Origin of the sequence: Thermoleptolyngbya sp. M55_K2018_002 (assembly GCF_015295965.1) — a bacterium.
Taxonomy (GTDB): Bacteria; Cyanobacteriota; Cyanobacteriia; order Elainellales; family Elainellaceae; genus Thermoleptolyngbya; species Thermoleptolyngbya sichuanensis.
Genome location: NZ_DVEA01000228.1, coordinates 1 through 12,392, shown reverse-complemented (window position 1 = coordinate 12,392; position 12,392 = coordinate 1). Strand labels below are relative to the sequence as shown.

The window sequence follows — 12,392 nt, the reverse complement described above, 5'->3', positions numbered from 1 at the left end:
GGGAGAGGGATTTAGGGTGAGGGTTGCAAAAGTTACAAAAGTGGGATGCACCCAAAGCGTCCTTGCCTCCGCCCATTCACTTCAGCCCATTCACTTCAGCCCATTCACTTCAGCCCATCTTCCACCCAAAACCCAGCCCAGACAAAACGTGCCATATGCTACAAACAGGGCTACTTCAAAATCAGTAATGCTGGCACAAAAGGGCTTGCGCTAATCCGGGTCATAAAGTCCTCATGCTAAAGTTGTCGCCCAGAGTTCATTGTGATTTCTGATACATTTTTACTCTTTTTAGTCTGCCAAGAGTTTTGGTTTGCCTTGGGATTACTGCGCTTTATTCGATTCCCGTCCCGTGGGCGATTCCAGCTTGACTTGCAACCGCTGAAAAGGTGGCAACTGGAGATTTGGTGATTGAATGCGGGGTGTGGTGTCTCTGTGATTTTTCTCGCAGGCAGTGCTAGCAAACCGGGGGAACGGGGCATACTGAATCAGTAGTGAATCATTAGTCGTGATCCATTACCCGTTATCCATCTGTAGCCGCTGGGGAGGATGCAAATCTGGCTAGATCCTGGCGATCGCCTAGTCTGCTATCCCCATGCTGCTGGTCTGCAACTCCTCACCTGCTAACTATTGAGACTCTAAGGACGATTTGAGCATGTCCATCGAGACCCTTCAACCTGCAAATCCTCGCGACGTAAACGTGTACGCACCCTACTATCAGGGCCGCAAGCGCAACGCCCTGCCCCTCGCCATCAGCCTTTATCAAAAGGGCAGCCTGGAAGGGTCTCGCAAGATCGAGGGAGGAGAGAGCATTCCGTTTGTGGCCAGTTGGAGCGTGTCGTCGCTGCCTGCTGACCTGACGCGCTGCCGGATGCAGTTCGATGGCAACGCCGAGCTAAGCTATGAAGTCACGTTGGCAAATTTTGAGTTTGTCGATTTTTTAATTGATGTCATTTTTTACTTCAAATCCAACCGTATGGCAGACTTTTCGCAGGGTTTCTACCGCAAGCTGCTGCGTTTGGATGAATAAGCAGGGTTTCTGAACTCGCCTCTCCCCCCTTGTGAAAGCAGAGACCTCCTCTACAATGAGGGGAAGTCCGCAGCGGCGGATGGGTCTTGCAGAATACCTGTGTCTTTCAAAATAAGGTGGGTGGGTGAGTCTGTGCAGTATTTACTCGTTGGGTCTCCCGAAGCGTATAGTGGCAAATCTGCGATTATTCTGGGGCTGGCGCACCTGTTTCAAGAGAGAGGGGTAGATGTTGCCTACGGCAAGCCAATGGGGACTTGCCTAAGCGAGTCTGAGGCAGACACCCTAGATGAAGACGTGCGGTTTATTGCCGCGACGCTGAACCTGCCAGAAAGCCGATTGCGCCCCACGCTGCTCTCGCTTGATCCCAACACCATCGCCCGCCGCATTAAGGGCGAAGACTCCACCCACTATCAGCAGGCGCTGGCCGCCTACGGACGAATGCAGGGTGGCAGTTTGGCGCTGCTGGAGGGGCCAGGAACACTGGACGAAGGCTCTTTGTTTGACCTGACGCTGCCGCAGATGGCGGAGGTGCTGGATGCGCCTGTGCTGCTGGTGTCTCGCTATCACTCTGACCTGGTGGTGGATTCGCTGCTAGCCTCGAAGCGGGTGCTGGGCGATCGCCTCCAGGGGGTGCTGCTAAACGACGTGCCGCTGGATCAGGTAGACGCAGTAGATGCCAACGTCCGCTCATTTCTGGAAAGCAAGGGAATTCCAGTGCTGGCGGTGTTGCCCCGGAGCGACTTGCTGCGGAGCGTCAGCGTGGCGGAACTGGTGCATCAGCTGAATGCAGAGGTGCTGTGTCGCCCAGATCGGCTGGATCTCATGGTGGAAAGCCTGAAGATCGGCGCGATGAACGTCAACGCTGCGCTGAAATATTTCCGCAAGTCGCGCAATATGGCGGTGGTCACTGGGGGCGATCGCCCGGATATTCAGCTTGCGGCGCTAGAAACCTCGACCCACTGCCTGATTCTGACGGGGCAAATTCCGCCCACGCCTGCCGTCCTCAGCCGTGCTGAAGACCTAGAAGTGCCCATTCTCTCGGTGGATTTGGACACGCTGACCACGGTGGAAATTATCGATCGCACCTTTGGCCAGGTGCGCCTGCACGAATCCATCAAGGTGCAGCATATTCGCCAGTTGATGCAGAGCCACTTTGATCTGGAGCGGCTGATGCGATCGCTTGGTCTGGAGCCAGTAGCCACGGCCTAGGGTTTCCCGTCACATCTGGTTTGCCCTGGTTCGATGCAGCCAGTCCTGTCCCGAAAGCTTTACACAGCTTTACAATGGAAGCAGGATTGAGGGAATCGTTATGGCAGAAAAAATCGTCAAGTCCGACGCTGAGTGGAAAGCACAGCTTACGCCGGAGCAGTATCACGTCACTCGCAAAAAGGGTACTGAACGCGCCTTCACCGGGGCCTATCACAACAACAAGGCTCCCGGCATTTACAAGTGCGTCTGCTGCGGCACGCCGCTGTTTAGCTCCGAAACCAAGTTTGACTCTGGCACGGGCTGGCCGAGCTATTGGGCCCCACTGGCGGCCGAAAACGTGGGCTATGAAGAAGACAACAGCTTCTTTATGCGCCGGGTCGAAGTCCACTGCGAAACCTGTGGCGCACATCTCGGCCACGTCTTCAACGACGGCCCCGCGCCTACGGGAATGCGCTATTGCATCAACTCCGCTTCGCTGACCTTTGAAGAAAAGTCGGAGTAGATTCGCGGCGTGGGAATGGGGAACCGCGGAATTGGGGGGGATTACATCACTCCATGCCCGACCCCGCTTTGACTAAGATCCCCGGCTCTCGCAAATCCCGCAATGCAGCGCTGCCCGTGCAAAGCAGGACGGTGTTGAGTTCTGCAATCAGGGCTTCGATCAGTTCATCTAGGGCTGCGTCGGAGTCGGCGGCGGCTTGCAGGAAGGGGAGGGCAAGTCCGCCCAGGTCTGCCCCCAGGGCGATCGCCTTGGCCACGTCCAGCCCATTTCGCAGGCCACCAGAGGCGATCAGGGGAACTTGGGGGGCGATCGCCCGGATTGAGGTAATGCAGTCGGCGGTGGGGATGCCCCAGTTTGCAAAGGTATTGCCCAGCCGCCGCTGGAGCGGGTCTTGGGCGCGTTCGCTCTCCACCCGGGCCCAAGAGGTTCCTCCCGCCCCCGCCACGTCGATTGCCCCAACGCCACAGTCCACGAGCCGTTGCGCCATTCGCGCAGAGATGCCGTTGCCCACTTCTTTGGCAATCACGGGCACGGCCAGGGCGTGGCACAGCGCCGCGATTTTGTCGAACAGGCCCCGAAAGTTGCGATCGCCCCGCGTTTGCACGCACTCTTGCAGGGGGTTCAGGTGCAGCACCAGCGCGTCCGCCTGGAGCCAGTCCACCACGCGCAGACACTCCTCCACGCCGTAGGTATAGTTCAACTGCACCGCGCCCAGGTTGGCAAATAGCAGAATATCCGGCGCAACGGAGCGCACGGCAAAGGTAGACACCACCTCTGGATTTTCGATGGCCACGCGCTGCGACCCCACGCCCATCGCCAGCCCGTGCCGCTGCGCCGCCGCCGCCAGCCGCAGGTTGATCACCCGCGCCAGATCTGTGCCGCCCGTCATGGAGGAAATCAGCAGCGGAGCCGCCAGCGCCTTGCCCAAAAAGGTTGTATGCAAATTCAAATCAGCCGGAGCCAGTTCTGGCAAACAGCAGTGGGTAAATCGATAGCGCTCTAGCCCCGTGGTGAGGTGCGACTGGACGTTTTCCTCCAGACAGACGCGGATGTGTTCGGCTTTGCGGGCTTGGGTGGCGATCGCCTGCTCGGAAGGGACACTGAGGGCTTGGGCAGGGGCAGGAGAAAGGGAATCAATCGGTCGCGTCATGCTGAATGGAATGCGGCTTTTGCATTAGCTAGTGTGCCATGCGATCGCCCTTCCACTGGCATCTTCATGAAAAACGAAATATGATTGCTGGCCGGGTAGGACACTGCTCCAGGGGCATCGATTGAGACGGACTGTTTTGTCTACGGCGTTTGTCTACGGCTCACAGACGGTTTCTCACACAAGGAGCTATCCCTATGCCCCGGTTTTCGCTAAAGCGGGCGATCGCTCTCTGGCTGATCGTATCAGCCGCCCTCCTAGCGCTCACGCTCAGCCCATCTCCCTACAGCGGTCAATATGTCGTCAATATGTCAATGTCAATATGTAGACCCCTCGACAGTAGACCCCTCGGCATTGTTGAGATTCAACCCAGCGCTGGCCCGACTCTTTATTTGCATCACCGCATTTCGACATTGAGACACCGACTCAGTTTCATTAACGAAGATTGAGTCAGCGCGATAATCAAGTTTCGGTTCGTTCGCCAAACAAGACCCGACCCAGCCGGATGATGGTGGCTCCGGCTTCGACCGCCAGGGGATAGTCTTCTGACATTCCCATCGACAGTTCTTCCATTCGGATCGTTTTGAGGGTTTGATGGCGAATTTTTTCGGCCAGTTCGCGAGTTTGCAAAAACACCGATTTTGTCACGTCTGGATCGAGTCCGTAGGGCGGAATCGTCATCAGCCCCACGATGTCCAAATGCTGACAGTCGTCGAGCAGGGGCAAGTCAGCCAACAGCTCTGGAACTGTCCAGCCAAATTTATTGGGGTCAGGGAGAATTTTAACCTGGAGACAGACACGCGGGTGGGTGGGGCGATCGCCCGCTAGCTGATTGAGGCGCTGGGCCAGCTTGAGGCTGTCTACGGAGTGAATCCAGTGAAAATGGTCGAGGACTTTGGCGGCTTTGTTGCTTTGCAAATGCCCGATCAGGTGCCAGGTTACATCGCTCAAGTCTTGCAGTTCGGCTTGTTTGGCGATCGCCTCTTGTAGCCGACTTTCGCCAAAGTCGCGGATGCCTGCGGCATAGGCCGCCCGCATTGCATCGGGAGACACTTGCTTGGTAACTGCCATCAGCCGCACCCGATTGGGCAGCGTTTGACGAATTTGATGAATCGTTTGGGCGATCGCCTCAGGCGCAGCAGCACTCATGCCCATCTCTTCTGACGTGGACTCAAGGAATCATCAAATCTGCACAAATCTGCAAATTTGCAGAGGTTCCGCACAGGGTTAACGGAGCGAATTACTGAAAGGTCTGTTTATAAACCAGTTGCAATGCCGCATACTCCGCTTCACTGCCGCTGCGTCGCAGACCCCGCAGACGATTCTCCAGCAAAATGCGGGCATCTGAGCGACCTATCGGCTCAAACTGTAAGCCCTCTGACGAGGCCGTCACCAAAAAGAACAGCCGCTGCGCGTAGAGCGTCGCGAACAGATCTTGATTTGCGGTCACTTCGCAAACTTGATAGAGCAGCCCAAAGGTTGGGTGATTCAGGTAGGATTCGCGACTCATTCGAGTTGCATTGGCTCCTGATGGCGGGGCGGATAGCGATTGAGCGAATTTCATAAATTGTTAAATGATGACAGCAGAGTAGCAGAGTGCGGAACGACAGAGAAGCGCAAATTTCAGGAGGTTTTGGATGGCTGCTAAGAGTCTTGGCTGAGAGTCTTGGCTGAGAGTTTTGGCTTAGAGTTTTAGCTTAAGGGATTCGGCAAAAATCCTGCCTCAAACGCTCAACCGAAAAGCCTCATCAACAGTCTTGTTCCAGCAGGTGATGCAGACAGCAGGTGATGCAGACAGCCCGACTGCACGGTTTCGCTGCTGACGATAAGACCCAGGAGAAGACGTTTGGCTCAGTAAACCCGCCCAGGTAACGTTAACCAGGTGGCGTTGACCCGATGCCTCCTATTTCGCCCTATGGCCCAGAAACATTGCCGTGGCGATCGCATACTCTCCATCATGGCTCAGGCTAAGTTGCCAGTTGCCGCCACCTACACAAGCCGCCCATTGGGCTGCCGTGCCGTGTAGACAAACCGTTGGCGCACCGTTTCCTTGCCGCTGAATTTCGACATCGGTATAGCGAATCCCTCGCCAGCCCGTGCCCATTGCTTTGACGACTGCCTCTTTTGCCGCCCATCGTCCCGCCAGTCTGGCAATGCCAACCTGATTTTCGATGGCTTGGGCACAGGCTTGCCAATAGTCTTGCTGCTCGATAGCAGTGTAGACCTTCTTCAAAAAGCGATCGCCAAAACGGTCAATCAACGCCCTGATTCGAGGAATATGGACAATATCCGTCCCTAGAGAGATGTTTGGAGAGATGTTCAATCGTGCCTCAAAATGCATTCACAGTAATACTGTATGCTAGTTTGTATAGCAGCGCTACAAAAACAAGTTTTCTTTAAGTTTTTATCGGCAGGTTAAGACATTTCTCACGGGGTTAGCACACGGGATCGCAAGAGCTTGGCGACCTGTCTTAACGCTCCGGCGCTCTGCCCCCGTTAGCTACCCCCGTTAGCTGCCCCAGCGGATGCGGGCAAGGATGAATAGCACTAACGCAGCGATCGCCAGCCAGTCGAGCCAAAACACGCGAAACTGATGCCACTTCACCTGATGGCGGTTGGCACTGGTAAAGCCTCGCACCTGCATGGCGCTGGCAATCTGGGTGGCGCGAACCAGCAGGTTATCCACTAGGCGTTCTGCGACGGTGAGGGCGACTTGGGAACTGCCTCGAAACCCCAGCTTTCGCCAGTTGATGGCGCGGGTTCGCACGGAGCGGATTAGGTTTTGAATTTCCTCTAGCACCAGCGGAATAAAGCGCAGCGAGAGCGTCAGCGTCAGCACGATTTCGGTGACGGGAATGCCAAACCGTCCTAGCGGTCTTAGCAAACTCTCCAGCCCAGCAGTAATTTCTTCTGGCGCGGTGGTCAGCAAAAACAGGTTCGTACTGACCAGCAGCGTGAAAACCAGCGTGCCAACTCGGATGCCCAAATTGAGCGATCGCCGCGTGACACGCAGCGGTCCTGCCTGAAGCAGCACATACTGATAGCCATTGCCCAGGTTCAGCCTTACGGATGAATCCAAGGCGGCAGAAGAGTTTGCAGATGGGGATGACGGGGGCACTGTCATGCTTAGCTCGTCGGCAGGGGTGCGCGGCTGGTGAGCAACGGTCAACCCATCGGGCATGATCAGCGTCACCAAAAACAGCAGCAGGCTAAATCCGGCCGCCAGCCCAATCTGCCGTTTCCAGACGCGCAGCGGCAGCAGCGTACTCACCATCAGCGCCAGCAGCCAGCCCACCAGCGACAGCCGCCAGTAGGGGGTTGCGGCGATCGGGGTTAGCACAAACGCCATCAGCCAGGCCGCCTTGACGCGGGGATCAAGCCGATGCAGCCAGGTGACGGGTTGCTCTAGATATAGCCCGATGGGGAGCGATCGCAGCAGATCCATAGCCGTTCCGCTTACACCTTCGTCGCTCGGTTTGCGGAGCCGCGCTCCACCTCTCGCAGCTTTTTGCCTCGCCAAAAGAAGCGAACTGGCGTACCCACAAAGCCGAGCGACTGGCGAAACTGGCGCTCGATATAGCGGCGATAGTTGTCGTTAAACAGGTTGGGATCGTTGACAAACAGGGCGATCGCCGGAGGTTGCGTACTCACCTGCGTACCGTAGTAGATCTTGCCCTGGCGACCCTGGCGCGTGGTCGGCGGCGAGTGCCAGTTGCCCGCTTCCTCCAGCACTTCGTTAATCACCGAGGTCGAAACGCGGCGGCGATGCTGCTCGGCAGCCCGGTTCACCAGTTCCAAAATCTTCTCCACCCGCTGCCCGGTCATCGCGCTGACAAAAATCGTCTCTGCCCAGTTGGTAAAGTGCAGCCGATCTTCCAGGTGCCGCTGGTATTCGTAAATCGTGTGGGAATCTTTTTCAATCGCGTCCCATTTATTGATCACCACAACGCAGGCCCGCCCGTCATCGGCAATGCGCCCAGCCAGCTTCTGATCCTGCTCCGTTACGCCGTCGATTGCGTCAATCACCAGCAGCACCACATCTGCCCGCCGAATTGCCTTAAAGGCTCGGTTGATCCCAAAGAATTCTGGGCCATATTCCACCTGCTTTTTCTTGCGGATGCCTGCGGTGTCGATGAGTCGATAGCGCTGTCCGTTGCGCTCAACCTGCATGTCGATCGCGTCGCGAGTGGTGCCTGAAATGGGGCTGACGATCGCCCGCTTTTCTCCCACAAATGCATTCAGCAGACTGGACTTGCCGACATTTGGCCGCCCCACAATCGCCACCCGAATCTCATCGGTTTCTTCAATCTGATCCGTCGGCGGCAAAAAAGTAATGAGTTTATCCAGCAGATCCCCCGTGCCGCTGCCATGAATCGCCGACACAGGATGAGGCTCGCCCAGCCCCAGGCTCCAAAATTCCGCTGCCTGAATCAGCCCTTGCTCCACCGACTCGCATTTGTTGACCGCCAGCAGCACGGGAACGGACTGTTGCCGTAGCCAAGTGGCGATCGCCTCGTCGGCCGCCGTCACGCCTGCCTGCCCGTCTACTACCATCACCGCCACGCTCGCTTCGGCCAGCGCCGCCATGGCCTGCTCTCGAATCAGCGGCAAAAATTCTGTATCATCATCAAACACCAGCCCGCCGGTATCCACCACCAGAAAATCGCGGTCATTCCAAAAGGCTGGCTTGTACGTGCGATCGCGCGTCACTCCTGGCTCATCATGCACAATCGCATCCCGCACCTCCGCCAGTCGGTTGACAAAGGTAGACTTGCCCACATTTGGGCGGCCAATAATGGCGACAATCGGGAGTGACATAGGAAGGAGCAGGGTTGGCAGTTAGGGACTGGTTCAGCCTTGATCCCGCAACCCGAATTAACACAGCTTTTCTATTGTGACGCACAACCGAGGAATCAGGGGTCAGGACTTACAGACTTGAAACCGATCGACCCGAAACCAGAATCAAGGGGGAACTCTGGGGGTTCCTGATTTTTGCTTTTACCCAATTCGCTTTGCTGCTGCCTGCGCCTCCCGCTTCAGCCCTTTGGCAATCCGAAATAATTCCTTACCCGTGTGCAAATACTGCTCGTTGTAGCTGGTGACAAATCGCTCTAGCTCATCGATGCCATCTCCCACTTGGCTCAGGCAATAGAACAAATCGGCAGCGACCTTTGCCGTGCTGGGCGGGTTCGACATGGACTTGAACGTAGTCTGCGCCTTGTGCAGCAATTCGCGGGATTCGTCCAGATACGCCTGAAATGCCTCTAGCAATTCGTCATCAAACGGATCATAGGCAAGATCATCCAGTTGCTCTTTGAGCGGATTCAAAATTTTAGATAACAGCCGATTGACGGGCTGATAAACCCGGTTGAGCCATTGCTTAATCTGCTCGTCATCGTCTTGCCCGGTCTGGCGCTGTTGATAGCGGCGCTGGGCCTCGGCGGTGCGCTGTTGGCGGCTGCTTGTCGATTCTTCGTAAACGTCAAAACCCGCTGCTTTCAGCCGTTCTGCATCGTGCAACTGCTGATCGTAGGTGCGGCGACGCTGGGGATCACCCAGCACTTCGTAGGCGGCATTGATGGTTGCAATCTGATCGTGCCCGTCTAGTTCGGGATTGTGATCCGGATGAAACTGTTTCACCAAACGGCGATAGGACTGCTTGATCTCAGCCTGGGTCGCCGTCTGGTGAACGTCCAGAGTTTTATAGTGGTCTTGCTGCTGCATACGCCTATTGTAAGGCGTGTATAAGGCGCGTCCTTGAGCGACGCAGGGAGAGACTCAGGCACTCAGCGAGCCAGACGCAACCAGTTCTGGGTCTTGGAAGAGGGGGGTGCTGAGATAGCGCTCACCAAAGCTGGGCTGAATCACCACGATGAGCTTGTTGGCGTTTTCGGGACGCTGGCCCACTTTGATTGCGGCCGCCACTGCTGCGCCGCTGGAAATCCCAGAGAGCAACCCTTCTTCGCGGGCCAGCCGACGACCAAAGGCGATCGCCTCTTCATCCGTTACGGTTACCACTTCATCGATAATTCCTGTGTTCAACACCTGCGGCACAAAGCCCGCGCCAATGCCCTGGATCTTGTGGGGGCCAGGGCGACCGCCCGACAGCACCGGACTGTTGGCGGGTTCAACGGCGATCGCCCGAAATCCTGGCTTCTTCTCTTTCAGCACTTCGGCCACACCTGTCAGCGTACCGCCCGTCCCGACACCAGAGACTAGAATATCCACCGCGCCGTCGGTGTCTTGCCAGATTTCTAGCGCCGTCGTGTCTCGATGAATTTGGGGATTCGCCGGATTGCTAAACTGTTGCAGCATATAGGCATCCGGCAACATGGCGACGATCTGCTGCGCCCGCTGGATGCAGCCACTCATGCCCTCGATTCCGGGCGTTAGCTCCAGTTCCGCCCCAAACGCCCGCAGCATCGCCCGCCGCTCAGAACTCATGGTGTCCGGCATCGTTAGGATCAGCCGATACCCCTTTGCCGCCGCCGCCATGGCCAGCGCAATGCCCGTATTCCCGGAGGTCGGCTCCACCAAAACAGTCTTGCCCGGCTCAATCTTGCCTGCCTGTTCCGCCGCCTCGATCATGCTGATGCCGATGCGATCTTTGACTGAAGCAGACGGATTCATGCCCTCTAGCTTCACCACAATCTGCGCGACGCACCCTTCCGCCTGAGGAATTCGGTTCAACCGCACCAGCGGCGTACCACCAATCAACTGAGTAATGTTCTGAGCAATTCGCATGGTTAGATTCAGTCCAAGTTTTAGATGGATTAAGTGAGATGGATTAGATGTAGTACATAATGTCTAAACGGCGGCGAGCCTCGCGCTTGTCAGCCAGATCCTGCAAGGTCTGTTTTTGCAACACTGCATCGGCAGCCTGCCCCGCCTCCTGCCACACCTCCCAAATCACCATTCCCTCGACGGTTTTTGTATCACGTCTTGCATCGGTGGTCTGTGCGTCCTGTCCCTCAATGCAGTTCACCACTTCCAGTAAGCTAATCTTCCAGGGTTCTCGTGCTAGCACATAACCGCCTTTCGCTCCCCGCTGGCTCCGCACCAGCCCCCCACGCCTCAGCGTAGCCAGCAGTTGCTCTAGATAGCGGTCTGGAATGTTTTGCTCTGCGGCAATTTGGCGAATTTGCAGCGGCTCTCCACTGCTGTAGTGATTCGTCAATTCCAGAAGTGCCAGCAGGGCATACTCAGTCTTACAGGAAAGTTCCACAAGCTCATCAAAAATCAGTAGCTTCCTCAGTATACCCCGGTTCTCCACCGGGGTTTTGGTTTTTCTTGGATTCAACTGCTCAAAATAAAAGACCCCGCCGAAGCAGGGTCTTTCTAGTATTCATCGAGACTGAATCAGCAGGACATAAGCCCTGATGAAACCTGAACTCTAGAAGCGGAAGGAAGTCCGCAGCACTGGAATGATAGCATCGTCACCTGTGTCGGCAATGTTGCTGACAAAAATCACGCCGGGAGTCAGAGAGATGTTGTCAGATACCGGGAAGCGATAGAACACTTCAGCGTGGAATGAGGTGCCAGTATTAAAGGGAGAGAAGTTACCCAGGGTAGAGTTGCCGAAGGAACCCTGATAGGGAGGAACCCCAGCAATGATACCCAGCAAGCTGCCTTCAACACCCAGGTCACCAATGCCCAGGGTCAGAGCATAGGACCAAGCCTCGCCATCACCCCGGAATGCCAAAGGTCCGCCGAAGGTGCGGGTATCGACATACATACCCCAGCCGCCGATGGTGAAGGCATCCGACAGAGCAAACTCAAAGCTAATGCCATAGCCATTGTAAACAGAAGGCGAGAAATCACCCAGGCTGTTCGGCTCAGAGATGTAGCTGTTGACGTAGGTCAATGCCACCGTCAGGTCGCCAGGCGAGAAGGTCAACTGACCGAAAGCGGTGTAGTCGCCATTGAACAGACCCGCACCGTTCGAGGGGTTGTTGCCTTCGCCCGTCAGATAGCCCAGACCTAGTTGGAAGGCATCGCTCAAGTCAAAGGTCAAACCAAAGCCGATGTTCTGAGCGGCACCACCCAGGTCGTAAATCGGGTTGTAGCCAAAGTAGGACAGCGAACCTTGCTCACCATCATCAAAAGAACTGACCGAGGTCACGATGTCAGAAATGCCTTGGTTACGGGCACCCAGATAGACAGTCGCAGGGCCAAGTGGGAAATAGTACTCCAGGCGATTGACGGACACAGCGAAGTTACCGCCACTGTCAAAAGAGAAGTCAGTCTGCTCGGTAAAGTCTTGGCTAACCGGAGAGATCTGAGCAGAAGGAACTGCGTTAAAGTCAACAAAGTTTCCACCTTGAAGACGAGTTCTCAGACGATCTCTGCCCGTAAAGCTAGTGTCAAAGTTCAAACGAACGCGGCTTTGGAATACCGTGTTGTTTGCGTCTTCGATCGAGCTGCTGCCAAAGATGTCAGAGAAGGCAAAAACTGCTCGACCGTTCAAGCGGGTGGTGGTGGAGAACTGGTTGGCTTGCAGTTCTTCG

At 56.0% G+C, this 12,392-nt stretch carries 14 protein-coding genes; 4 read left to right on the top strand and 10 right to left on the bottom strand.

Translation table 11 applies throughout. From position 1 onward, the window contains the following. The first annotated feature begins 652 nt into the window (after positions 1-652). From ebsA to msrB, 3 genes are all read left to right on the top strand, one after another. A complete protein-coding gene (gene ebsA, locus IGS51_RS11285; protein ID WP_297078489.1) occupies positions 653-1,027 on the top strand; it encodes a type IV pilus biogenesis protein EbsA in 375 nt (124 codons plus the stop codon). Between the two features lie 120 nt (positions 1,028-1,147). Further along, a complete protein-coding gene (locus tag IGS51_RS11280; protein WP_367279323.1) occupies positions 1,148-2,236 on the top strand; it encodes a phosphotransacetylase family protein in 1,089 nt (362 codons plus the stop codon). A 100-nt stretch (positions 2,237-2,336) separates the two neighbouring features. Then, positions 2,337-2,738: a peptide-methionine (R)-S-oxide reductase MsrB gene (gene msrB / locus IGS51_RS11275; protein WP_297078487.1), complete on the top strand. Its 402-nt coding sequence runs from the start codon at positions 2,337-2,339 to the stop codon at positions 2,736-2,738. Between the two features lie 46 nt (positions 2,739-2,784). Here the strand turns inward: msrB and fni are convergent, their stop codons facing one another. Further along, entirely contained in the window at positions 2,785-3,888 is a 1,104-nt protein-coding gene (fni, locus tag IGS51_RS11270) for a type 2 isopentenyl-diphosphate Delta-isomerase (protein WP_297078486.1), read from the bottom strand. Between the two features lie 194 nt (positions 3,889-4,082). Between fni and IGS51_RS11265 the strand changes: the two genes are divergently transcribed. After that, entirely contained in the window at positions 4,083-4,334 is a 252-nt protein-coding gene (locus IGS51_RS11265) for a hypothetical protein (protein ID WP_297078485.1), read from the top strand. A 13-nt stretch (positions 4,335-4,347) separates the two neighbouring features. Here IGS51_RS11265 and IGS51_RS11260 read toward each other — a convergent pair whose 3' ends face one another. The 9 genes from IGS51_RS11260 to IGS51_RS11220 form a co-directional block, all read right to left on the bottom strand. Next, positions 4,348-5,034 carry a YggS family pyridoxal phosphate-dependent enzyme gene (locus IGS51_RS11260; protein ID WP_367279322.1) on the bottom strand — a complete coding sequence of 229 codons (687 nt, stop codon included), beginning with the start codon at positions 5,032-5,034 and terminating at the stop codon, positions 4,348-4,350. Positions 5,035-5,125: 91 nt separating this feature from the next. Then, entirely contained in the window at positions 5,126-5,395 is a 270-nt protein-coding gene (gene pipX / locus IGS51_RS11255; protein ID WP_068508416.1) for a transcriptional coactivator PipX, read from the bottom strand. Between the two features lie 393 nt (positions 5,396-5,788). Next, a complete protein-coding gene (gene acpS / locus IGS51_RS11250) occupies positions 5,789-6,226 on the bottom strand; it encodes a holo-ACP synthase (protein WP_172358610.1) in 438 nt (145 codons plus the stop codon). A 168-nt stretch (positions 6,227-6,394) separates the two neighbouring features. Beyond that, positions 6,395-7,330 (bottom strand): CbiQ family ECF transporter T component, encoded by a 936-nt coding sequence (locus tag IGS51_RS11245; RefSeq protein WP_297078483.1) that lies wholly within the window; start codon positions 7,328-7,330, stop codon positions 6,395-6,397. An 11-nt stretch (positions 7,331-7,341) separates the two neighbouring features. Beyond that, positions 7,342-8,703, bottom strand: a complete 1,362-nt coding sequence (der, locus tag IGS51_RS11240) for a ribosome biogenesis GTPase Der (RefSeq protein ID WP_297078482.1) — start codon at positions 8,701-8,703, stop codon at positions 7,342-7,344. Between the two features lie 180 nt (positions 8,704-8,883). Further along, a complete protein-coding gene (locus IGS51_RS11235) occupies positions 8,884-9,609 on the bottom strand; it encodes a DnaJ domain-containing protein (protein WP_297078481.1) in 726 nt (241 codons plus the stop codon). Between the two features lie 54 nt (positions 9,610-9,663). After that, the gene (gene cysK, locus IGS51_RS11230) at positions 9,664-10,629 is read right to left on the bottom strand and encodes a cysteine synthase A (protein ID WP_297078480.1); all 966 of its coding nucleotides are present in this window, start codon (positions 10,627-10,629) and stop codon (positions 9,664-9,666) included. Between the two features lie 43 nt (positions 10,630-10,672). Then, entirely contained in the window at positions 10,673-11,110 is a 438-nt protein-coding gene (locus IGS51_RS11225; RefSeq protein WP_172358605.1) for an Rrf2 family transcriptional regulator, read from the bottom strand. Positions 11,111-11,278: 168 nt separating this feature from the next. Next, a partial coding sequence (locus IGS51_RS11220) for an iron uptake porin (RefSeq protein WP_297078479.1) occupies positions 11,279-12,392 on the bottom strand: 1,114 nt, incomplete at its 5' end.